This window comes from Streptomyces sp. NPDC052225, from assembly GCF_040679615.1.
Lineage (GTDB): Bacteria > Actinomycetota > Actinomycetes > Streptomycetales > Streptomycetaceae > Streptomyces.
On the sequence record NZ_JBFAVD010000001.1, the window covers coordinates 132,756 to 154,407 of the forward strand.

Annotated in this window: 29 protein-coding genes; 19 read left to right on the forward strand and 10 right to left on the reverse strand. The window is 70.9% G+C overall.

What is annotated here, in order from left to right:
• Positions 1–5 precede the first annotated feature (5 nt).
• Together AB0L37_RS00645 and AB0L37_RS00650 are read left to right on the forward strand one after the other, a co-directional pair.
• The gene (locus tag AB0L37_RS00645) at positions 6–1,442 is read left to right on the forward strand and encodes a hypothetical protein (RefSeq protein WP_365497836.1); all 1,437 of its coding nucleotides are present in this window, start codon (positions 6–8) and stop codon (positions 1,440–1,442) included.
• Positions 1,443–1,817: 375 nt separating this feature from the next.
• Positions 1,818–2,588, forward strand: a complete 771-nt coding sequence (locus AB0L37_RS00650; protein ID WP_365497839.1) for a calcium-binding protein — start codon at positions 1,818–1,820, stop codon at positions 2,586–2,588.
• 15 nt (positions 2,589–2,603) lie between these two features.
• Here the strand turns inward: AB0L37_RS00650 and AB0L37_RS00655 are convergent, their stop codons facing one another.
• From AB0L37_RS00655 to AB0L37_RS00670, 4 genes are all read right to left on the reverse strand, one after another.
• Positions 2,604–2,774, reverse strand: a complete 171-nt coding sequence (locus tag AB0L37_RS00655) for a hypothetical protein (RefSeq protein WP_365497842.1) — start codon at positions 2,772–2,774, stop codon at positions 2,604–2,606.
• A gap of 194 nt (positions 2,775–2,968) precedes the next feature.
• Positions 2,969–3,652: a hypothetical protein gene (locus tag AB0L37_RS00660; RefSeq protein ID WP_365497845.1), complete on the reverse strand. Its 684-nt coding sequence runs from the start codon at positions 3,650–3,652 to the stop codon at positions 2,969–2,971.
• A gap of 9 nt (positions 3,653–3,661) precedes the next feature.
• Complete coding sequence (locus AB0L37_RS00665; protein ID WP_365497848.1) at positions 3,662–4,159, reverse strand: hypothetical protein; 498 nt, start codon at positions 4,157–4,159, stop codon at positions 3,662–3,664.
• Between the two features lie 34 nt (positions 4,160–4,193).
• On the reverse strand, positions 4,194–4,574 hold the full coding sequence (locus tag AB0L37_RS00670; protein WP_365499161.1) for a helix-turn-helix transcriptional regulator: 381 nt from the start codon (positions 4,572–4,574) through the stop codon (positions 4,194–4,196).
• A 363-nt stretch (positions 4,575–4,937) separates the two neighbouring features.
• Here AB0L37_RS00670 and AB0L37_RS00675 point away from each other — a divergent pair, with 363 nt between their 5' ends.
• From AB0L37_RS00675 to AB0L37_RS00705, 7 genes are all read left to right on the forward strand, one after another.
• On the forward strand, positions 4,938–5,237 hold the full coding sequence (locus AB0L37_RS00675; protein ID WP_365497851.1) for a WhiB family transcriptional regulator: 300 nt from the start codon (positions 4,938–4,940) through the stop codon (positions 5,235–5,237).
• On the forward strand, positions 5,237–5,728 hold the full coding sequence (locus tag AB0L37_RS00680; protein WP_365497854.1) for a hypothetical protein: 492 nt from the start codon (positions 5,237–5,239) through the stop codon (positions 5,726–5,728). The genes AB0L37_RS00675 and AB0L37_RS00680 overlap by 1 nt, the downstream gene beginning before the upstream one ends.
• A complete protein-coding gene (locus tag AB0L37_RS00685; RefSeq protein WP_365497857.1) occupies positions 5,725–5,916 on the forward strand; it encodes a helix-turn-helix domain-containing protein in 192 nt (63 codons plus the stop codon). Before AB0L37_RS00680 ends, AB0L37_RS00685 begins: the two co-directional genes overlap by 4 nt.
• A 285-nt stretch (positions 5,917–6,201) precedes the next feature.
• On the forward strand, positions 6,202–6,603 hold the full coding sequence (locus AB0L37_RS00690) for a hypothetical protein (protein ID WP_365497860.1): 402 nt from the start codon (positions 6,202–6,204) through the stop codon (positions 6,601–6,603).
• A gap of 30 nt (positions 6,604–6,633) precedes the next feature.
• Positions 6,634–7,236: a phage tail protein gene (locus AB0L37_RS00695; protein ID WP_365497863.1), complete on the forward strand. Its 603-nt coding sequence runs from the start codon at positions 6,634–6,636 to the stop codon at positions 7,234–7,236.
• A gap of 109 nt (positions 7,237–7,345) precedes the next feature.
• Entirely contained in the window at positions 7,346–7,636 is a 291-nt protein-coding gene (locus tag AB0L37_RS00700) for a hypothetical protein (protein WP_365497865.1), read from the forward strand.
• Between the two features lie 65 nt (positions 7,637–7,701).
• Complete coding sequence (locus tag AB0L37_RS00705) at positions 7,702–8,043, forward strand: hypothetical protein (protein ID WP_365497868.1); 342 nt, start codon at positions 7,702–7,704, stop codon at positions 8,041–8,043.
• A gap of 10 nt (positions 8,044–8,053) precedes the next feature.
• Here AB0L37_RS00705 and AB0L37_RS00710 read toward each other — a convergent pair whose 3' ends face one another.
• Complete coding sequence (locus AB0L37_RS00710; protein ID WP_365497871.1) at positions 8,054–8,224, reverse strand: hypothetical protein; 171 nt, start codon at positions 8,222–8,224, stop codon at positions 8,054–8,056.
• A 204-nt stretch (positions 8,225–8,428) separates the two neighbouring features.
• On the opposite strand from AB0L37_RS00710, the gene AB0L37_RS00715 reads away from it, so the two are divergent.
• From AB0L37_RS00715 to AB0L37_RS00755, 9 genes are read left to right on the forward strand one after another with little or no spacing between them, the layout of a single operon-like run.
• Positions 8,429–9,136, forward strand: coding sequence for a hypothetical protein (locus AB0L37_RS00715; protein ID WP_365497874.1), 708 nt, complete (start codon positions 8,429–8,431; stop codon positions 9,134–9,136).
• Positions 9,137–9,172: 36 nt separating this feature from the next.
• Complete coding sequence (locus tag AB0L37_RS00720; protein ID WP_365497877.1) at positions 9,173–10,288, forward strand: hypothetical protein; 1,116 nt, start codon at positions 9,173–9,175, stop codon at positions 10,286–10,288.
• Positions 10,289–10,298: 10 nt separating this feature from the next.
• A complete protein-coding gene (locus tag AB0L37_RS00725; protein WP_365497880.1) occupies positions 10,299–11,141 on the forward strand; it encodes a hypothetical protein in 843 nt (280 codons plus the stop codon).
• On the forward strand, positions 11,128–13,503 hold the full coding sequence (locus tag AB0L37_RS00730) for a hypothetical protein (RefSeq protein ID WP_365497883.1): 2,376 nt from the start codon (positions 11,128–11,130) through the stop codon (positions 13,501–13,503). The genes AB0L37_RS00725 and AB0L37_RS00730 overlap by 14 nt, the downstream gene beginning before the upstream one ends.
• On the forward strand, positions 13,500–13,646 hold the full coding sequence (locus AB0L37_RS00735) for a hypothetical protein (RefSeq protein WP_365497886.1): 147 nt from the start codon (positions 13,500–13,502) through the stop codon (positions 13,644–13,646). Before AB0L37_RS00730 ends, AB0L37_RS00735 begins: the two co-directional genes overlap by 4 nt.
• Before the next feature lie 11 nt (positions 13,647–13,657).
• Positions 13,658–14,290, forward strand: coding sequence for a hypothetical protein (locus AB0L37_RS00740; protein ID WP_365497889.1), 633 nt, complete (start codon positions 13,658–13,660; stop codon positions 14,288–14,290).
• 14 nt (positions 14,291–14,304) lie between these two features.
• Positions 14,305–15,156, forward strand: coding sequence for a peptidoglycan-binding protein (locus tag AB0L37_RS00745; RefSeq protein WP_365497892.1), 852 nt, complete (start codon positions 14,305–14,307; stop codon positions 15,154–15,156).
• Positions 15,157–15,174: 18 nt separating this feature from the next.
• Positions 15,175–15,378, forward strand: a complete 204-nt coding sequence (locus AB0L37_RS00750; RefSeq protein ID WP_365497895.1) for a hypothetical protein — start codon at positions 15,175–15,177, stop codon at positions 15,376–15,378.
• Complete coding sequence (locus AB0L37_RS00755) at positions 15,375–15,629, forward strand: hypothetical protein (RefSeq protein ID WP_365497898.1); 255 nt, start codon at positions 15,375–15,377, stop codon at positions 15,627–15,629. The genes AB0L37_RS00750 and AB0L37_RS00755 overlap by 4 nt, the downstream gene beginning before the upstream one ends.
• A gap of 15 nt (positions 15,630–15,644) precedes the next feature.
• Here the strand turns inward: AB0L37_RS00755 and AB0L37_RS00760 are convergent, their stop codons facing one another.
• From AB0L37_RS00760 to dnaK, 5 genes are all read right to left on the reverse strand, one after another.
• Positions 15,645–16,163: a GNAT family N-acetyltransferase gene (locus AB0L37_RS00760; RefSeq protein ID WP_365497901.1), complete on the reverse strand. Its 519-nt coding sequence runs from the start codon at positions 16,161–16,163 to the stop codon at positions 15,645–15,647.
• Between the two features lie 78 nt (positions 16,164–16,241).
• Positions 16,242–16,691, reverse strand: a complete 450-nt coding sequence (locus AB0L37_RS00765) for a helix-turn-helix domain-containing protein (RefSeq protein ID WP_255978107.1) — start codon at positions 16,689–16,691, stop codon at positions 16,242–16,244.
• A gap of 5 nt (positions 16,692–16,696) precedes the next feature.
• A complete protein-coding gene (gene dnaJ / locus AB0L37_RS00770; RefSeq protein ID WP_365497905.1) occupies positions 16,697–17,881 on the reverse strand; it encodes a molecular chaperone DnaJ in 1,185 nt (394 codons plus the stop codon).
• Between the two features lie 45 nt (positions 17,882–17,926).
• Entirely contained in the window at positions 17,927–18,622 is a 696-nt protein-coding gene (gene grpE, locus AB0L37_RS00775) for a nucleotide exchange factor GrpE (RefSeq protein ID WP_365497908.1), read from the reverse strand.
• Positions 18,619–20,478 carry a molecular chaperone DnaK gene (dnaK, locus tag AB0L37_RS00780; RefSeq protein WP_365497911.1) on the reverse strand — a complete coding sequence of 620 codons (1,860 nt, stop codon included), beginning with the start codon at positions 20,476–20,478 and terminating at the stop codon, positions 18,619–18,621. The genes grpE and dnaK overlap by 4 nt, the downstream gene beginning before the upstream one ends.
• Before the next feature lie 302 nt (positions 20,479–20,780).
• Here dnaK and AB0L37_RS00785 point away from each other — a divergent pair, with 302 nt between their 5' ends.
• Positions 20,781–21,641 carry a glycosyltransferase gene (locus AB0L37_RS00785; RefSeq protein ID WP_365497914.1) on the forward strand — a complete coding sequence of 287 codons (861 nt, stop codon included), beginning with the start codon at positions 20,781–20,783 and terminating at the stop codon, positions 21,639–21,641.
• The last annotated feature ends 11 nt before the right edge of the window (positions 21,642–21,652 follow it).

Genomic DNA, 21,652 nt, shown 5'->3' on the forward strand with positions numbered 1-21,652 from the left:
AGCCCATGCGCCAGCCCATCGCCGTCCCGCCGCGCCGCAACCGCGCCGCCGCGACCCTCACCGCCCTTGCGGCCGCAGCCCTGCTGACGGCCGCCGCGGCCGCCCCGGCCACCGCCGACGAGGTGGCCGAGAACGACGCCCTGTGGATCTCGGCGCCGTACGACCTGGTGCTGCCCGGCGCCGACGCCGACGGCAACACCGGCACCCAGTCCGTGGAGGTTCAGGTCTCCCACGACAACACCAACAACTCGGTCTCCGGCGGCACGCTCACCGTCGACGCGAGCGAGCTGGCCGGGATCGCGGACGTGACCTGGCCCGCCACCTGCACGCAGGACGGGACGAGCGCGCTGAAGGCGACCTGCTCGTTCGGGACGCTCGACACGTCGCCGTGGATCACCGCCGCCACCCTCGGCATCCGCGCCGAGGCCGACGCCCCGGCCGACGCCGCCGCGTACATCCACTACACGGCGAGCGCCGACAGCGCCTTCGGGCCGCTGACCGCGTACCCGTCGGACACCCACGTCTCCGTCGCCAACGGGCCCGACCTGGGCCTGAACGAGCTGCCGTTCAACACCAAGGTGGCCACGAACAGCGACGTCGCGCAGCCGGTGCGGCTGACCAACACCGGCAACGAGACGGCCGACCGCACCATCCTCACCCTGTTCGCCTCGCACGGCCTGGAGCTCGCGCACCGGTACGGCAACTGCACGTACGCGGAGGGCGACAAGGCCTCCAACCCGACGGGCACCACCGCCGTCTGCGTCCTCGACCAGGCCGTCGCGCCGGGTCAGACCTACGACCTGTCGCCGGCCACCGCCGTGCGCACCACGGGCGCCGCGCTGTACGAGCGCTTCGACTACCAGGTGACCCCGTACACCGACGAGGCCTACCAGCAGGCCATCGCCGGGCGGTCGTTCGTCCAGGGCACCGGCGACGCCTTCGTGCCCGCCCGGGTCTCCGCGCTGCGGGCCGCGTCCGGCACCACGGACCTGAACCCGGGCGACAACTACCGCATGGCGACGTACACCGCGGCCAACACCGCCGACCTGAAGGCGATCGGCAAGGACATCACCGGGGTCAGCGCCGGTGACACCGTCACCGCCCGCGTCGGCGTCCGCAACAAGGGCCCGGCCTGGGTCGCCTCGCTGGGCGCCGGGGCGAGCGTCGCCACGACCGACGTCACCCTGCCCTCCGGGACGACCGTCACGCAGAAGCCGGAGATGTGCGACGAGGTGGACGGTCGGCACTACGTGTGCCGCACGCCGATCCTGATGTGGGAGGACTCCCGTACCGTCTTCGACTTCACGCTGCACGTCGACAGCGTGAGCTCGACCGGCGCCACCGGCACCGTCGCCACGCGCAACGACGACCCCGAGCTGCGCATCAGCGCCTTCGACCCGAACCTGAGGAACAACAGCACGTCGTTCACGATCAGCGGCTGAAACGTCTGGAGTTGCACCAGCAGCCGGTGCGCGAGCAGGGCCGTCGGGCTGTGGATCGGGCGGTCCTGCGGCAGGTCCCGGGGATTGCCGTCCCGGCGGGGGCCGTCGCATGTTCTGAGGCTGTTGCGCTCGGGGCGAGAGTAGAGGGCCCAATTCTTTTCCCCATCGGCCGTTCCTTCGGGGTTGTCGTCCGTGGCACCGGAGTACGGGTTTCCGTGCGTCGGTCACCTCGGGTGCCGGCGCCCTCGATGCGCAGGGCGCGGCGCGGCCCGGGGCGAGTTCGTCGCGTACGCCGTACAACCAAGCTGACCCGTCGCACGTCTTCTCCTCGCCCGGACCGGGACACCGAGATCCGGCTCATCTGCCTGGAGAACCATGCGCATCCGTACGGCCGCCACCGCCGCCAGCGGCGCCATCGCGCTGCTCGCGTTCCTCGCCCCCGCCGCGCAGGCGGACATGCAGAAGGGCGACACCACGTTCACGTCGGTGACGTTCAGCAAGTCCACCGTGAACGTCGGCGTCAGCGCCGCCCAGTCCCTGACCGTCGTGGCGACCGCCAAGGACGACTCGGGGATCAAGGGCATCTACGGCCCCAAGGTGATCAGCCCCGACGAGCACGCCGCCTTCCCGACCGACGGGACCTGCACGCGGCCGACGACCACGACGATGCGGTGCACGTGGACGTACTCGTTCGACGCGAACGACAGTGACGACTACGCCGACCTGAAGAACTCCCAGGCCGGGACCTGGCGCTTCACCGCGGAGGCCGCCGCCAACGACCAGGACTTCTACGACCTCGAAACCAGCAAGACGGTCAAGGTGAAGCGCTACGCCAAGCTGTCCGCGACGAACGCGAGCCCCGAGCCCGTCACCCAGGGCGGCAAGCTGACCGTGACCGGCGCCCTGACCCGGGCCAACTGGAACACGAACGTCTACGCCGGTTACACCGGCCAGTCCGTGGCCCTCCAGTTCAAGAGGTCCGGCTCGTCGACGTACTCTACGGTGAAGACCGTCACGACCGACAGCGCGGGCAAGCTGAAGACGACGGTGACGGCGAACTACGCGGGCACCTGGCGCTGGAAGTTCGCCGGTACGGGCACGACGAGCCCGGTGACGGCCACGGGTGACGGCGTCGCGCTGAAGTAGCCCCGGCCGAAGCGGTCAGAGGCTGCCGATGATGAGCCAGGCGGCGATCCCCAGCACGGCGAGCACACCGCCGATGGAGATCGCCTTCCCGGCGCCCTCGTGGACGTTGTCACCTATGACGTTCCCGGCAATGCCGACCAGCGGGGCGCCGATGACGATCAGCGCGAGACCGATCGCGTAGGCCATCGCCGCCTCCTTTCCGGATGATCCCCGGGGTTACCGGGTCGCGACGGTAGCCCCGTTCCTGTCACGGAACAAGGTTGAAGACACAGGGCACTTGGGGATCACTCAGCCCTTTGCGCCCGCTCGCGCGCAGCATCACACGCGACCTCCATGAGCTCAGTGCCGGGTGGCGGTGGCCTGTCGGGGGCGCATGCCGGTCAGCCGTCCGTCGTCCCCCGCACGCCGCGCTGCCAGCGGGTCACTTCCCGCCGGATGCGCCGCGCCACCCACCACCGGCCGAACTCCGACGTCCAGGTCGCCGTCTTGAGGACCAGGTAGTTGCCGGGGTCGTCGGGGCGGCTGCCGAGGGTGTCCACGACTCCGAGCGGGAGGACGCGCTCGTGGGACGCCTCGGCCCCGATGAACACCCAGAAGACGGGGCGCCGGGCGGCCTTCCGCATCGTGGCCAGGAAGGCGGCGCCGTCGTCGGGTGACGCCGTCAGGACCACCACGGCGACCGTGGGGCCGTCCAGGCGGGCGGCGGAGTCGAGGATCTCGTCGAGGACCGGGGCGATGCGGAACCCGCCGGGCCCGAACCTGCGATCCTTGCGCAGAAGCCGGCGCACCGCGTTCGTCGGCCGCTCCCCGCGGTACGCGTCGACGGCGTCGCCCATGGTCAGCCACTCGTCCGCCCACTGCGCCGCGCCCACGACGCCCGGCCCGGGTTCCGGGATTCTCACGGGTTCACGCACGAAGAACCAGATCCCGGCGCCGGGGCCGTCGACGTAGCGCCGGAACAGGAACTCCACGGCGAAGCGCACTCCCCCGCACGCCATGTCGTCGAGCCACTCCCCGCCCGGAACCCCCATGGCCAACGCGGTGTTCACCCTGGGACGGGCCATCCGCGGCCCCTACTCCGGGGCCGGGCGCGCGTGCGGGCGGACCGTGGGGCGGAGCTGGCTGGACGGCTCCTGCTGCCAGCCGGTCCGGTGCCGCATGAGGTCGCGTACGTTCGCGTCGGGCGTCGTCGGAGGCACCGCGCCGGGATCCGCCGCGTCGTAACGGTCGTGGCGCGGCTCCTCGACTAAGCCGGGGGCGCGCTCCGGGAAGGCCAACAGCCGTGCGGGGACGGCACTTTGGGCGGGCCGGGGCGGCGGCGGTGCGTCGCCCGCCGCGTGGCGGGCGTGCTCCTCCCAGCCGAGGCGGAACCAGACGACCTGCTCGCGCTCCATCTCGTCGACGGTGACGATCCGCACCGCGCGTTCGCCGAACTCCGCTATTTTCCGGCCCAGTTCGACGAGCAGCTCACCCGTGAGGCGTGCCACCCCGTCCCCGGTGCCCGCGCCCGACGGGTCCCCCGTGTCGCGCGTAGACGAGTTCGTACCTGCGTCGACCCTGTCGCGGCCCATGCGTCCCCACCCTTCCGCCCCTCCCCAGGGGCGGTCACCTGTTCATCGAGTCACCACCCGGCAGGAACTGCTTCGCCACCCTGACGAACGTCTCCCGCAATTCGGGCGGTACACCCATTCTGCGGGCAGCCTCCTCAGGCGTCAGACGCGTCCCTTCCGTGGCTCCGTTCCCTGGATTCCCTTCCTGCGCGCCGCCAACCGGCAGATCCTCCTCGGAGAGCCGGCCCGACCGGATCAGTACGTCGCGCAGCGGCACGCCGAGCGCCACCGCGAGCCGCCGCATGGTCTCCAGGTCGGGCATGCTCTGCCGCTGCAACAGCCGGCTGACGGCCGCCCGGTGCACCCCCGCGTCGTCGGCCAGGCGCGAACGCCCGCCGCCGCGCGGGCTGTCGATCGTGTAGCCGCGCTGCCGCATCAGGTCCTCGATCCAGCTCGCGAAGGCGTCGAGCCCGGCGCGCGCCGCATCCTCCGCTTCGTCCCGGTGGTCCGGGTCGGTGTGGGCCCGCGCCCACGAACTGCTGCCCATGACGTTGATCTCCCCTCGTCGCGGGCACAGCGTACCGAGCGCGCACGCACGATAGGTGTGCGTGCGCGCACGCAGACGGGGACTTTGACAGCAACTCCACTAGCGGAAGCCCCACTTGGCGCTCACACATCGGCCTCCTCTCCCGGCTCTCGACTCCCTGTAGTCGCTTGCGCACGCGCGCGCATCATGCGACTCTGATCGCGCGTTCGCTTTTCTCGAACAAATGTTCCCATACGTGGGGAGGCGCTGCACGTGTTCAGCCCTGCAACTTCTTCGGAACCCCCTTTGACCAGGGGGTTTCCTCGATACGACGATGAGCTCGACTGGCGCAGATCGGCCGCCTGCGCCTCCCTCCCCCCGCACCACGTCTTCACGCGCGACCCCGACGACGCCGCCCGTACGTTGCGAGCGTGCAACCAATGTCCGATCCGGGCCGAGTGCGAGGCCGTCGTCGACCCCGCGCACACCTGGTTCGACGGGGTGAGCGGCGGACGGCTGTGGCGCAACGGACGCGAGGTGCCGGTTCCGGGCCACCGAGAGGAGCGTGCGTGATGAGTGACGCCGAACTGTGGCTGCACACCCTGGCCGAGCGATTCCCGCTGCTGCTCGCCGAGTTGGCGCCCTCCACCGGCCGCACCCTGCGCGAGCGGAGCGGCCCGGCCTCCGGCGGCGGACGCGCACCCGTCCGGCTCTACGTGTCCGACGCCCTGCGCGACATCACCGACGGGGTCGTGGAGCTGGAGGAGGCCGTGCGCGAACGGCTCGGGCTGCGTCCCGCGCGACCCGCACCCGTCGTCGTACGGCTGCGACGGCTCGCCGATCTCGCCGGGCGCGTCGCCGAACTCCCGGACCTGGACGCCCACTTGGTCAGCGAGGCGCGGCGGATGGCCGCGCGGTGCGGGCGCGCCGTCGGCGACCCGGAGCAGCTCGTGCGGATCGCCGGGCGCTGCCCCGCCTGCGATTCGGTGTCCCTGCGGGCCCTGCCGGAGCGGGCCGTGGTGATGTGCGTGAACCCCGTGTGCCGTCAGGAGGTCCGCGCGTGAGCTGCTTCATCACCGGCGAACTCGCCGCCGCCGAAGCCGGCGTCGCGCCCGCCACCATCCGCAAGTGGGTGCAGCTCGGGCATCTCAAGGCCGCCGGGAAGCAGGGGCGGCGGCTGATGTACCGCCTTGAGGACGTGTTCGCGGCGGAGCGGATCGCACGGGGGCGCGAACCCCGCGCCGCTCACTGAGCGCCCCCTGCACCACACGGAGAAGGGCCCGTCGACGATCACCGTCGGCGGGCCCTTCCCCGTGTGCGCGGGCACCTCAACTCCCGCTCTTACAAGGCGAGTTGCGGGATCCGGCCCGCTCGATCACACTTGGAGCAGCGGCAGAGCTGCGCCCGGAACCCCGGGCGGCGGACCTGCCGCTTCGTGTTGCCCGGGCCCCTCGTCGCGGTCGTGGTCCGGAGCGTGCAGGCCTGCGCGTACACCGCCCAGCACACCTCAACTCCCCCTTTTGACGGGAGCTTTCATGTGTCCGTACTGAACTTTCCCGACGTCGAGCGACTCGTCGTCGACTTCCTGAAGACCCGGGCCGAACTGACGGGCACGACGGTCGACAACCGGCCGCCCGCCGGATTCGACGGCACCCAGAAGGTCGTCCTCGTCTCGCGTACCGGCGGGACCTGGATCGACGACCTGTACCTCGACCACCCCGTGGTCGACCTGGAGGCGTACGCCGCCGACAAGACGGTCGCCCACACCATCGCCCTCGCCGCCCGCGCCTGTGTGCACGAGTTGCAGGGCACGGCCTACGGCACGGCGGTCGTCACCGACGTGTCCGAGGTCGAGGGGCCGCGCTGGCTGCCCGACTACAACCGGCCGGCCGCCAGCCGCTACCTGACCCGGTTGCAGCTCTCCATCCGTCCCGCCTGACCTGACCCGACCCACTGAAGGAGTCGTTCCATGGCCTCTCCGAACACCAGCTCCCAGATCCGCGTCCCGGGCACCGGCAAGGTGCTCGTCGCCGCCTTCAACGCCGCCACTCCGATCGCCGCTCCGGCCGACACCAGCGTGCCGTGGCCGACCGGGTGGACCGAGCTGGGCTACACGTCCACCGACGGCGTCAAGCTCGCCAAGAAGGACAAGATCGACCAGGTGGACGGCTGGCAGTCGGTGAGCGCGCTGCGCTACATCTACTCCGACCGCGAGCTGACGCTGAAGTTCCAGCTGATGCAGTTCAACAAGACCACCCTGCCGTTCTTCATGGGCGGCGGCTCCACGGCGACCGCGGGCACCCCGGCCGAGGCCGGCACGTACAAGTACGACCTCACCACCAACCCGGGCGCGGACGAGCGCTCGCTGGGCATCGAGTTCACCGACGTCCAGAACGGCGCGGCGGTCGTCTACCGGCTGATCGTCCCGCGCGGCCAGGTCACCGAGACCGAGGAGATCTCGATGACCCGCACCGGGGCCATGAAGCTCGGCGTCACCTTCACCGCGTACGCCCAGGACGACACGTCGAAGCCGCTGGCGACCTGGCTGATGAAGGACGGCGCCTACGCGTAACGGCGCGTAAAGGCACCACAAGTCGGACCGGCGCGCGCGGCTCGCGCGCGCCGGTCCGTCCCCTCCCACACTCCCCCGTCCTCCTCAACTTCCCCATCAGGAGCACCTCATGGCAGGTTTCAACGTCAACGCCGCCCGCGCGCAGCGCCTCGAAGCGCTCGGCCGGGCCTGGACCTTCCAGCTCGACGACGACACGTTCGAGCTGCCGACCGAACTCGGCCGCGGCGTCGCCCGCAAGCTGCGCGCCCTCGACGACAACGACGTGGACGGGCTGCTCCAACTCCTGCTCGGCGAGAGCCAGTTCGCGCGATTCGAGCGGCATGACGTCACCATGCAGGACATCGCCGCGATCCTTGAGGCCTACGGCAAGGAGACAGGTCTCGGCCTGGGGGAAGACTGAGCCTCGGCGAGCTCGTCGAAGAGCACGCCGAGGCCATCGAGGCCGATCTGCTGCGCCATTACGGCGTGGACCTGCTGGACTGGTACCGGGGGCGGCTGACCACACGCCGACTCGCCGTACTGGTGCGGCACCTGCCACGGGACAGCGCACTCACCCGTGAACTCGTCGGAGAAGCAGCCGAGTGGACCGTCACCGACCACCTGCTCGCGCACATCGCGGACCAACTGGCCGAAGCGAACTGGATGTTCGCGACGGTCAACCGGGACGAGGACACGGATCCGATCGAGTACCCGGCCCCCTTCCCCCGCCCCGGCGCGGAGGACTCTCCCTCCGCGGCGGCGCCCGAGGCCGAGCCCGCCCTCCAGCGGCCGAGTCCCGCTGAATTGACCCGGTTCTTCAGCGACTGACCGCGCGCCCTCAGCGGCGCGGCCACCGCCGCGCCCTGCCCGACGGCTCCGGCCCGGCTTCCTCGGCCGGCGCCGGGGGCTCCACGGACTCCACAAGTCGGCTCAGGGAGACCCGGAACGTGTAGTAGTCCTGCAGTTCCTCGCCCTTCCTGAACACCACGAGCCAGGAGTCCTCGCCCATCTGGTGAATTTCCCGTACGCAGTCGCGGCGGGCCGGCTCGTTGTATGTGCGTGCACACCGGAGAGCGGCTTCGCGAGCATTCTCCTTCGTGCCCTCTACATAAGTCACGTTGGGCCGCAGGTCGTTGACTTCCAGAACCAGGTACCACATCTCATCATTCACGGGATTCCTCGCTAGCCATCTACTCGGGAAAGACGGAACGTCATGGCAAATACTGGCGGAACGCCGCCTGAAGCCAACTTCCTGGATCAGGTCACCTGGATCAACAAAGCCGATTACGAGCGGACCAAGTCCAAAGCGTACGGGGCCTCGACCACCTCGAGCGGGATCAAGGGTGACATCACCCTGCTCAAGGCCGAACTGTCCGGATTGGCCCTGCTCTCCATCGGCTACTCCCTCTTCAAGATCGATGAAAAGGGCGTCTCCTATCGCGGCAAGATGATCTACGCGGCGAAATACGCGGACGCCGCGAAGCACTTCCAGGTAAAGGCAGAGCGCTTCCAGGAAAAGATGATCAAGGCGCACGCGAAACTCTCCACGGAAGTGCAGAACCTCCAGACTCTCCGTGGCAAACACGCGGAGAAGGTGTCTGCCGTGGAGCGCGCCACGGCAGAGGTAACACAGCTGGAACAGAACGGCGCCTCGGGCGAGCAGGTGGACGCCGCGAAGGCACGCCTGAAAAGAATGCGGGAAGAAGTCCGCACCCTGCGTACGGATATCCGCAACGCCGAGGGTGCCGCCAATATCTCGCTCAAGGCGGTGCGGAAACTCGCCGAGGAGACGAAAGATCGCGCGGCCGCAGCCGACGCGGAGAAGGGGCGGCTGAAGAAGAGTTCGGAGGAAGCCATCGCCACGCTGGACAACCTGAAGAGCAGCATCGACGGCGTCTCCGCCGCGGCCGCGGGCCCCTGATCACCGCGCCACCCCTGACTACCCCTAGGTGGAACCGTGAACTTGAAGCAGTCAATCGGTCAGGCGGCGACCAGTCTCGGCAAGCTGCGTACCGCGGCGTCGCAGACCTCGTCCGGCCTGAAGAACCTCCAGTCCTCCACGGCCTCGGCCTCGACCGCGGTGGGAAAGATCAAGTCCGCAACGGCCCAGGCCGATCCGGGGCTGACGAAGATGAAGAGCGGATCGGACGGGCTCAGCGGTTCGCTCGGCAAGTTGAAGAAATCCGCCGCGCTGGGCCGTGGTGAACTCGGCAAGGTCAAGTCCACCGCCTCGCAGGTGGACGGTGGGGTCAAGAAGGCCCGCACCACCACCGACACGTTCAAGTCCTCCCTCGACAAGCTCAAGTCCTCCTCCGGCAAGGCGAACACGGCCCTGCGCGACGTGAAGCGCCAGTCGGACGCCGTCGAGAAGTCCGTGGGCAAGGCCGGGAAGACGGCCACCGGCGGAGGCAAGTCCATGGGCGGGCTCGGCAAGGGGCTCAAGGGCGCCACCCTCGCCCAGAAGGGCCTCAACACCGCGATGAAGGCCAACGCCCTCGGCCTCGTCATCTCGCTGCTCGCGCCGATCATCAGCCAGTTCATCAACATGGACAAGGTGTCCAAGGCGCTGGCCGCCGGCGTGAAGTGGGCCTGGAACGCGATATCCGGGGCCATCAAGTCCCACGCCGGGCCGATCAAGAGCGTCATGAAGGGCCTGGTCAACGGGTTCACGGCGCTGCCGCGCGCCTACATCGGCGGCATCAACGCCATGATCCGCGGCCTCAACTCGATCCACGTCAAGATCCCGGGCTGGGTCCCGGTCGTCGGCGGCAGGGAGTTCGGGATCCACCTCCCGCAGCTCCCGAACATCCCCACGCTCGCCGAGGGCGGCGTCGTCCAGGCCCGCTCCGGCGGCCGGCTCGCGCTCATCGGTGAGGGCGGCGAGAACGAGGCCGTCATCCCGCTGTCCAAGCTCAGCCGCATGATCGGCCACCACCCGGGCAACGCCGCCACCCTGGCCCGGCTCGCCGCCGCCCTGGAGGCCATGTCCGCGCGGCCCGTGCACGTCGCGGTGGACTCCCAGGTCATCGCCCGCGCCGTCCAGGTCGGACAGCGTCAGCTCGCTCGGAGGTGAACCCCACGACATGACCAGAAACCTGTGGATAGGAAAGCCGGGACTGCTGCGCGAGATCTCCCAGGCCGCCAAGAGCTGGGACCGCACCGCCGACCTGAACGTCACCGAGTTCAAGTCCCTGGAGGGCGCCGTCACCACGGTCGCCCCGCCGCGCACCCCGCGCCGGATCAAGCTCTCCTGGGACCTGCTGCCGCCGGACGACGCCCAGCACCTGGCCCGGCTCGCCCGCCGCGTCAACGGGCCCGGCCTGCAAGGCAGTCCGACCACGTCGTACGGTCCGCTCGCCGTGCTCGACCCGGCGTCCGTGAACCTGCTCGACCCGTACCAGGCCGCCGCGCAGAGCAGCTCGCCCAGCGGCGGCGACCACTGGTTCACCATCGTCGGCACGATGGTCGTCAGCCCGGCCGACGGCGACACCGTCGTGGCGCAGTTCCAGGACATCACCAAGATCGGCTGGCGGCACGGCACCTGGGCCGGCTGGCCGGTGGCGCCCGGGATGCGGGTGTCGTGGCTGGTGCCGCCGGACTGGAGCCCGGTGACCGCCACCGCCCAGCTCGACTGGAAGGACGCCGACGGCGCGTATCTGAGCTCCACCTCCGTCAGCGGCGCGAGCGTCACCGGCACCGCCCCGGCCGGCGCCGCCTTCGTCACCCCGGTCGGCGGCCCCGGCGTCACCGGCCTGGCCGGGCTCGCCGGCGCCTGCCTGACCGTCGGCGACACCCCGGTCCCGTACGCGCTCGGCGACGGCTGCCCTGCGATGAGCGTGACCGCGTACGGCGACGCACCCGCGAACCCGCTGCCGTACCGCAACATCAGCATCGACCTGGTGGAGGTGCGCGGTGCTGAACTCTGACGACACCGGGCTCGACGACGCACTCGCCGCACCCGAGCGCGCGCCGGGCCACACCACCCGCTTCGGCGGCCGCGAACTCGGCCCGCAGGTGCAGTCCTGGAAGGTCGAGCGGGCCTACGCCACCGATCTGCCGGATGCGATGCGCGCGGTCTCCGGCAGTGCCTCCGCCCAGCTGGAGGTGCAGCTCGGCGGCGCCGGCGGCACCCCCGCGCCGCGCCTGTACTCGGCGTGGGCGCCGCGCGCCACGTCCGACGTGGTGCGGCCGGGACAGTCCGCGGTGCACGAGGCGGGCCTGTCCGGTCGCACCGTGCCCGCCTTCCGCGGCACCGTGCGCTCGCGCAGCGCCGCGTCCGGCAGCGACACCGTCACCGTGCAGGCCCTGGACGGCGCGGAGCGGCTGCGCGGCCCGGCCCAACTGCCGCGCCCGTACCACGGGTTGCTGTACGGCAGGCCGGTGGCGACCACCATGTGGTGCGTGGACGAGCTGCTGCGCCAGGGCGGCATCCACACCTGCCCGCCGCCGCGCGCCCCCGCGGTCGCGGCGAGCCTGGACGAGCCCTTCACCGCGCTGTACGCCTCGCTGCACGGCGGGTTCAACGCCACCTACGGCCAGCCCGAGACGCTGCCCGACCCGTCCGCGTACTCCTGGATCAGGGACGGCGCCCCCTACGAGATGGCGCTGATGCCGGCGGCCGCGCGGCTCGCCGTGTCGTGGATGCCGCGCTCGCGGTTCGCCGTGTCCGGGAAGGTGTTCCAGGCCGAGATGTACGTCAACACGGCGCTGGCCAAGGACAGCATCGTGGAGCTGAAGCTGGTCTTCGACCGCAGCGCGGGCAAGTACGGCTACTACACCGGCGTCTTCGACATCTCCACCGGCCAGGTCAAGATCGGCTCGGGCACGGTCGACGGTTCCGGCTGGCTGTTCATCTGGACGTTCAGCAAGCTCGCCTCGCTGCGCGGCGCCTGGCACCTCGGCTTCGCCGTGGACACCCGGGCGGGCGGCTCGTCGGTCATGGCGTCGGTGAAGCCGCGTCTGACGGCACCCGACGGTGAGTACCTGGCGGGCGGACCCGGCACCTACGTGGACGCCTCCGCCGGCCAGCCGCCGTCCGAGCTGCACCGCGTCGAGCTGACCACCGACATGGCCGTCGAGTGCGTCCAGGTCACCGACCGTTCGTGGTCCGACCTCGACTCGTACAACGGCAACGAGTGGGATCTGAAGGGCCGTTGGCGCAAGGGCGCCGTCCTCGACGAGGCCGACATCCCGCTGTACGACGTCCCTCAGGTGTCGGGGTCGCAGTGGGACGCCCTCACCGAGATCGCGCGGGCCACGATGTCGACCGCCGAGTTCGACGAGCAGGGCGTCTTCCGCTGGCACGGGCCCGCCCGGTTCCGTACGGTGCCGCCGCGCCCCGACCTGACGGTGACCACACGGCGCTCGATCGCCGGGCTCACCGTCTCCGAGGAGATCGACGCCTGCCGCAACTACTGCCAGCAGCCGTACGCCGACTGGACGGGCATCAAGAGCGTCAACGGCGAGACCGTCACCGACACCGTGGTCCGCAGGATCGACCCCGGCGCGGTGGTGGAGGTGCGCTACGCCATCGCCGAGGACGAGAACGACATCGGCCCGCTCCAGATCGACGACGACGCGGCGCCGATCACCGGCCACAAGGTGCGCTTCGGCTCCGCCGCCACCGGCGGCACCTCGGTCAAGGGCAGCGTCACCGTCAGCTCGCTGCGGGACGGCCCCGACTACGTCGTGCGGTTCATCAACCACGGCACCGCCGCCGTGTGGACCGTGACCAAGGACGGCAAGCCGTCGGTGCAGATCATCCCGCAGGTCCGCTCCGGCCAGTCCAAGCAGCGCACGTTCGCCTGGTACAACACCACGAGCCAGGCGTACTACGGCAGGCAGGTCTACGAGGCCGCCGCCTCCGCATGGGTGCAGTCCCGGCAGGCCGCCGACACCCTCTCGCACGCCATGCTCGACGCCGGCCGCTTCCCCGTCCCGGTGCTCGGCGAGGTGGAGGTGCTGCACGATCCGCGCATCCAGCTCGGCGACGTCGTACGGGTGGTGGACGTCACCGGCGCCGCGCTCGACACCCTCGCCTGGGTGGTCGGCATCCGCACCACGTGCCAGGCCGGGGCCGCGCCGCAGCAGACGCTGACCCTGCGCGGCACCGCGTACAACGGCGTACCGCTCGACCCCGGACTCACCCCCGATCCGCCGGTCGACCCGGTGTACGGCACGCAGCGCACGTACGCGGAGATCACCGCGGGCTATCCGACGCTCGGCGACCTGACCGCCGCCGGGTTCACCTACCGCACCCTGCTGACGCCGACCGGAGGCACCTCATGAGTGAACTCCCCGCCGAGGAGCCGGTCCCGGAGCCGGCCGACGACGGGAACGTGGCGCTGCCCGTCCCCGTCGACAGCGCGGCCGGGGCGGTCGGCGACGGCGCCTCGACCGCCGACACCCTGCCGCCGTCCCTGCCCCACTAGGAGGAACCCCGATGTCCCAGCTCACCCCGCTCGGCGGCCTGCCCTACCCCCAGCCGGCCGACGCCGCGAACATTCCGCTGCACGTGCAGTCCCTGGCGGAAGCGGTCGACGGCCGGACCGTGCTGCGGTTCTCCGACGCGGCCTCGCGCGACGCGAAGGTCGTCGCCCCGGTCGCCGGAATGCTCGCCTGGCTCAGCACGCCCAAGCAGTACACGTACTACACGGGCACCCTCTGGGCGCAGCTCGCGCCCGGCCCCCTGCACAAGGCCGGCACCACGACGGGCACCACCACGTCGACGGCCTATGTGGAGACGCTCACCGGCGCGACCGCCGACACCGTCACCTTCACCGCACCACCGTCGGGGGCCGTCCTCATCGCGGTCGGCGCCCGCGCCAACAGCTCGGCGGCGAGCGCGACGTACGTGTCGGCGAACGTCAAGAACGGCACGACGACCGTACTCGCCGCGGCCGACTCCCGGGCGGCGATCGTCACCGGTACGAGCGCCTTCTCGGCCTCGACCCAGTTCCAGGTCACGGGGCTGACGGCGAACACCGTGTACACCGTGACGCTCGCCTTCAAGTCGGCCGCCACCACCAGCACCGCCACCTTCACCAACCGCTTCGTCACGGTCACCTACGTGTGAGGAGCCCCGCCTCCATGGCCACACCCCTGACCGCGTACGCCCTCGCCCGCGCCCTGCGGGACGAGGGCGTCCGCGTCTCCGAGCACCCCAACTGGCAGACCCACAACCGCAATCACAAGGGGCCCTGGGGCCCGGTCCACGGCGTCCTGCTGCACCACACCGCGGGCCGCGACAGCCTCACCCTCTGCCGCCACGGCACCGCCGCGCTGCCAGGACCGCTCTGCGTCGGCCTGATCGCCAAGGACGGCACGGTCCATCTCGTCGGCTACGGCCGCACCAACCACGCGGGCGCCGGCTCGTCCGCCGTGTACGAGGCCGTACGCGCCGAACGCCCGGTGCCCACCCCGCCGGGCCCCGACGCCGTCGACGGCAACACCCACTTCTACGGCTTCGAGATCGAGAACCTGGGCACCGGCAAGGACCCCTACCCGGCCGCCCAACTCGCCGCCGTGGAACGGGTGTCCGCCGCCCTGTGCCGCGCCCACGGCTGGTCCGCGGCGAGCGTCATCGGGCACAAGGAGTGGACCCGGCGCAAGATCGACCCGTCGTTCTCGATGGCCGGCATGCGCACCCGCGTCGAGGCCCGGCTCGGGCTGCGCCCCGTCCCCGCTCCGCTCGCGTACGCGCCCTTCCCCGGCGCCGATTTCTTCGTGCCGGGGCGCCGCAGCGAGCTGTGCACGGCCGTCGGGCAGCGCCTCGTGGCGGAGGGCTGCGGCCGCTACCGCGTCGGGCCGGGACCGGTGTGGGGCGAGGCGGACGTGCTCTCGTACGCGGCCTGGCAGCGCCGGCTCGGATACGTGGGCGCCGCGGCCGACGGCGTCCCGGGGCGCGCGAGCTGGGACCGGCTGCGCGTCCCCCGCATCTGAGGAGAGGAGGTGATGAGGATGAGTGAGGCCGCACGCAGGACCCTGCGCACCGCACTCCAGACCGTCGTCGCACTGCTGCCGCTGCTCGCCGACGGCGGCGCCGCGGACATCCCCGCGCTCGCGGGGGTCGTCGCCGTGGCGGCCGCCGTCACCCGCGTGATGGCGCTGCCGGAGGTGGACCGGCTGCTGCCGCGCTGGCTGCGCAAGGGGGACGGTTCATGAACGATCTCGAACAGGCCGGTGTGGCCGTGGAGTTGGAGCGCCTGCGCCGCTCCGTCGACGTCGGCTTCGCCACCACGCAGGGCAACCTCGCACTGCTCCTGCAACGCGCAGACCAGACCGACAAGACCCTCGACGAGCACGAGGCCCGCCTGGACTCCCTGGAACGGGCCCGCTGGCCGCTGCCCTCCCTGGCGGCGCTCACCTCGTGCGCGGCGCTGGCCGTGGCCGTCTGGGAGTCGACGGCCCGCTGACCGCCCGGGCCGCGCCTACCCCTCGTACTCCGTCAGATCGATGGCGTACAGGCGGTTGCCGTCGGCCTCGCCCGTGAAGGTCATGCCCAGCTTGTCCAGGACCTTCGGGGACGAGGTGTCGCCCTGGGCCGTGACGGCGACGACGCGGTCGATGCCGCGGTCCTGGAGGGCGAACTCCAGCGTGGCCTGGGCGGCCTCGGAGGCGTAGCCCTGGCCCCAGAAGACGCGGGCGAGGCGCCACTGGATGCCGATGTGGCCCGCCACCTGGGGCGGGGCGTCGGGGACGTAGAGGCCGACGGCGCCGGCCAGCTCACCGGAGCCGAGGAGTTCGACGGCGAAGACACCGAAGCCCTCGTCGTCCCACTCCTCCTCCCAGCGCTCGATGTCCTCGGCGCTCTCGTCGAGGGAGCGCGGCTCCCCGTCGCCGATGTGCTGCATCACCACCGGGTCGGCCTGGATCTCGGCCAGCGGGCCCAGGTCGTCGTCGGGGTGCCAGCGGCGCAGGAGAAGGCGGGGGGTACGGATCTCGGTCATGGGTCCATCCTCCGGTACGCGGGAGGCGGAACGCGCGAAGGCCCCGGAGGTCGACACCTCCGGGGCCTTCACGTGCGTTCAGTCCTGCGGGCGCTTCGGCCGCCACACGACCAGCGCGCTGGTCTGCTGGACCTCCTGGTACGGGACCAGGTCGCGGCGGTACGAGGCGTGCACCGCCGCCTCACGTTGCTGCATGGCCGCGGCGGCTCCCTCCACGGCGGCGGAGAGCTCCGCCACGCGGGACTGGAGCGCGGCGACCTGGTTCTCCAGCTCGATGATGCGCTTGATGCCGGCCAGGTTGATGCCCTCGTCCTGCGACAACTGCTGGACGGTGCGCAGCAGTTCGATGTCGCGGGCCGAGTAGCGCCGGCCCCGCCCCGCCGTGCGGTCGGGGGAGACCAGGCCGAGGCGGTCGTACTGGCGCAGGGTCTGCGGGTGCAGGCCGGACAGTTGAGCCGCCACCGAGATCACGTACACCGGGGTCTCGTCGGTCAGTTCGTACGGGTTGCTTCGTCGACGGCCGTCCATCTGGCTCAGGCTCCCTTCGCGGCCTGGAACAGTTCTGCCCGCACATCGGTGTCCTCAGTCGCCTTGGCGTACGACTCGAGGGCCGAACGGGCCTCGTCGGTGAGGTCCTTGGGGACCGCCACCTCGACGGTGACCAGGAGGTCGCCGCGGGTGCCGTCCTTGCGGACCGCGCCCTTGCCGCGGGCCCGCATCGTCCGCCCGTTCGGCGTGCCCGGGGGCAGCTTCAGGGTGACGGCGGGGCCGCCGAGCGTGGGCACCTTGACCTCGCCGCCGAGCGACGCCTCGGAGAAGGTCACCGGGACGGTGACCGTGAGGTTGTCGCCCTTGCGGCCGAAGACCGGGTGCGCGTCGACATGGACCACGACGTACAGGTCGCCCGCGGGACCGCCCCGCTCACCCGGCGCGCCCTTGCCGCGCAGGCGGATGCGCTGGTTGTCGGAGACGCCCGCCGGGATGCGGACCTGCATCGTGCGGGACGACTTGGCGCGGCCGCTGCCCTTGCAGACCTCGCAGGGGGTCTCCGCGATGAGGCCGCGGCCCTTGCAGTCGACGCACGGGTCGGTGAGCGAGAAGCCGCCACCGCCGCCGCGCGAGACCTGCCCGGTGCCGACGCAGGTCGGGCACACGCGCGGCGTGCCGTTCTTGTCGCCGGTGCCGGAGCACGCCTTGCAGGGCGCCTGCGAGGACATGCGCAGCGGCACGGTCGCGCCGTCCACCGCCTCGGTGAAGCTGAGCGTCACCTCGGACTCGATGTCCTGGCCGCGGCGCGGCTGGGTACGGGTGCCCGTGCCCGCGCCGCCCCGGTTGAACAGGCCGCCGAAGACATCGCCGATGCCCCCGCCGAACCCGCCCTGACCGCCCTGGCCCTGCGCGCCGCCGCCGAACAGGTCGCCCAGGTCGAAGTTGAACGAGCCGCCGCCCGCACCGCCGGGTCCGGGGCGGAAGCCGCCGTTCCCGAAGAGCGCGCGCGCCTCGTCGTACTCCTTGCGCTTCTTGGGGTCACCGAGGACGTCGTTCGCCTCGGAGATCTCCTTGAAGCGCTCCTCCGCCTTGGGGTTGCCCTTGTTGGCGTCGGGGTGGTTCTCCCGGGCGAGCTTGCGGTACGCCTTCTTGATCTCGGCGTCCGTGGCGTCCTTGGGGACGCCGAGGACCTTGTAGTAGTCCTTCTCGATGAAGTCCTTGGTACTCATCGGCCTCGACGTCCCTCCTCACTTGCCTCTGTCTCGCGTATGACGTCAGCCCTCTTCCGGGCCACCGCTGTCCTTGTCGCCGGTGTCGTCGGCCTTCGTGTCGGCCGGCTCGGCAGCGCCTTCGGACTTGCCCTGCGCGCCCGGCTGCGGCTCGGCCACGGCCACCCGCGCGGGGCGGATGGTGCGCTCGCCGATCCGGTAACCCGGCTGAAGGATCGCCACGCAGGTCGTCTCCGTGACGTCCGGCGCGTAGCTGTGCATCAGGGCCTCGTGCACGGTCGGGTCGAAGGGCTCGCCCTCCTTGCCGAACTGCTGAAGCCCCATCTTGGCGACGACCGTCTCCAGCGACTCCGCGACGGACTTGAATCCGCCGACGAGCTCGCCGTGCTCACGGGCGCGGCCGATGTCGTCGAGGGTGGGAAGCAGCTCGGTCAGGAGGCTCGCCACGGCGATCTCCTTGACCGTGACGCGGTCCCGCTCCACCCGGCGACGGTAGTTCTGGTACTCGGCCTGAAGGCGCTGAAGGTCCGCGGTGCGCTCGCTGAGCGCGGTGCGCACCTGGTCCAACTGGGCCGTCAGGGCGACGTCTTGGGCGCCTTGAGGGCTGGAAGCTGAGTCCCCGGCCGGGGCCGCCCCCTCCTTCTCGGAGGGGGCAGCCTTCGGCTCGGCGTCGTCGGAGGTGGCGCCGGAGGGGACGTCAGGCTTCTCGTTCTCCTCGAAGCCCGGGGTCTCCTCCGTCACGCGGCACCGTCCTTGCGGTCCTCGTCGACGATCTCGGCGTCGACCACGTCGTCATCGGCGCCATCGGCCTTGCCGGCGCCGGGGGCGTCGGCCTGCGGGGCGTCACCGGCGGCCTGCGCGCCCTGGGCGTCGGCGTACATGGCCTGGCCCAGCTTCTGCGAGACGGCGGCGACCTTCTCGGTGGCGGTGCGGATCTCGGCCGAGTCGTCGCCCTTGAGCTTCTCCTTCAGCTCGGAGACGGCCTCTTCGACCTCGGTCTTCACGTCGCCCGGGACCTTGTCCGCGTTGTCGGCGAGGAACTTCTCCGTCTGGTAGACGAGCTGCTCGCCCTGGTTGCGGGACTCGGCGGCCTCGCGGCGGGCGTGGTCCTCCTCCGCGTACTTCTCGGCCTCTTCGCGCATCCGGTTGACCTCGTCCTTCGGCAGCGAGGAGCCACCGGTGACGGTCATCTTCTGCTCCTTGCCCGTGCCGAGGTCCTTGGCCGTGACGTGCATGATGCCGTTGGCGTCGATGTCGAAGGCGACCTCGATCTGCGGGACACCGCGCGGGGCCGGCGGCAGACCGGTCAGCTCGAACATCCCGAGCTTCTTGTTGTACGCCGCGATCTCGCGCTCGCCCTGGTAGACCTGGATCTGCACGGACGGCTGGTTGTCCTCGGCCGTCGTGAAGATCTCGGACCGCTTGGTCGGGATCGTCGTGTTGCGCTCGATGAGCTTCGTCATGATGCCGCCCTTGGTCTCGATACCAAGCGACAGCGGGGTCACGTCGAGGAGCAGGACGTCCTTGACCTCACCCTTGAGCACACCGGCCTGAAGGGCGGCGCCGATGGCGACGACCTCGTCCGGGTTCACGCCCTTGTTGGCCTCGTTGCCGCCGGTCAGTTCCTTGACCAGGTCGGCGACGGCCGGCATACGGGTCGAGCCACCGACGAGAACGACGTGGTCGATCTCGGAGAGCTGGATGCCCGCGTCCTTGATGACGTTGTGGAACGGCGTCTTGCAGCGCTCCAGGAGGTCGGACGTGAGCTGCTGGAACTGGGCGCGCGTGAGCTTCTCGTCCAGGTGCAGCGGGCCCTCGGCGGACGCCGTGATGTAGGGCAGGTTGATCGTGGTCTCGGTCGAGGACGAGAGCTCGATCTTCGCCTTCTCGGCGGCCTCGCGCAGGCGCTGGAGCGCCATCTTGTCCTTGGACAGGTCCACGCCGTGGCCGTTGTTGAACTGCTTGACCAGGTAGTCGACGACGCGCTGGTCCCAGTCGTCACCACCGAGGTGGTTGTCACCGTTGGTGGCCTTCACCTCGACGACGCCGTCGCCGATCTCCAGGAGGGACACGTCGAAGGTGCCGCCACCGAGGTCGAAGACGAGGATCGTCTGGTCGTCCTTGTCGAGGCCGTAGGCCAGGGCGGCGGCCGTCGGCTCGTTGACGATACGCAGGACGTTGAGGCCCGCGATCTCGCCGGCCTCCTTCGTGGCCTGACGCTCCGAGTCGTTGAAGTACGCGGGGACGGTGATGACCGCGTCGGTCACCTTCTCGCCCAGGTAGGACTCGGCGTCGCGCTTCAGCTTCTGCAGGATGAAGGCGCTCATCTGCTGCGGGTTGAAGTCCTTGCCGTCCAGGTTGATCTTCCAGTCAGTGCCCATGTGGCGCTTGACCGAGCGGACCGTACGGTCCACGTTCGTGACCGCCTGGCGCTTGGCGACCTCGCCGACCAGCACCTCGCCGTTCTTCGCGAAGGCGACGACGGACGGCGTGGTCCTGGCGCCCTCGGCGTTGGTGATGACGGTGGGCTCGCCGCCTTCCAGAACGCTGACGACGGAGTTAGTCGTGCCCAGGTCGATGCCGACCGCACGTGCCATTTCAAATCCTCCAGAACTCATACTTGAGTGGAACTGACTCAAGACTGCAACACCCGCCCCCTTCCCGTCAACAGACCTGAGTCGCCTGCACTCAACTTTTATCCTGGGCTTATGTTCAGCCTGACGGAAAAACGGCTCTGACCAGCTCTTTTACGAGATGCCGAGATCGCGGGCGCAGGTACGAAGGGCCCCTCCGTGTCGCCCACCACCGCCGCACGGACATGTCGCTGGGCGGATTCCCGGACTCGAAGCCAGAGACTTATGTGCTGAATGTCCGGCACGCTCGACGTAAGGAGCCCCACGTGGAGCCGCCCAGGCCGCCCCGGGTCGCTGTCCTGATGACCAGCCACAACCGGTGCGCCACCACGCTCGCGGCTCTCGACGCGCTCGCGGCGCAGCGCGGACTGCCACGGGGCACGACCGTCCGCGTCCACCTCGTCGACGCGGGCTCGACGGACGGCACGCCGGACGCGGTGCGCCGCGCCCACCCCGGCACGGAGGTGACCGTCGTCGGGCCCGACGTCTTCTGGGGCCACGGCATGCGGCTGGCCAGCCGCAACAGCCGCGCCGCGGGCAGCCCCGAGCCCACGCACCAACTGTGGCTCCATGCCGGCGTACGGCTCGCGCCCGACGCCCTGGCCCAACTCCTGCGCGTGTCCTGCCGGTTCGAGGACGCTGCCGTGATCGTGGGCGCCGTGCGGCACGAGGGCGTCACCACGTACTCCGGACGCCGCCGGCGCGGCGGCGCCCTCGCGCTGGTCGAGCCGACCGGGCGGCCCGAGCCCTGCGACACGTACAACGGCAACGTGGTGCTGCTGCCGCGGGCGGTGCGCGACCGGGTCGGCGACATCGACAAGGTGTTCCGGCACGGCATGGGCGACTACGACCACGGCTTCCGGGCTCGGCAGGCGGGCATCGCCGCGTACGTCGCCCCGCGCCACGTCGGCGACTGCCCGGCCGACCCGCCCCTGCCCGGCTCGCGCGAACCCGGCATCGGGGTGCGCGAGGCGCTGCGCCGGCGGGTGTCGCAGCCGGAGCTACCGGTGTGGCCGTGGTGGGTGTACTGCCGGCGGCACGCGGGGATGCGGGCTCCGGTCCTCATGCTGTCGCCGTACGTGGTGACGGTGGCGCAGGCGGCGCTGGCGCGGCGCACCACGCGCTGATGCGGCCCGGG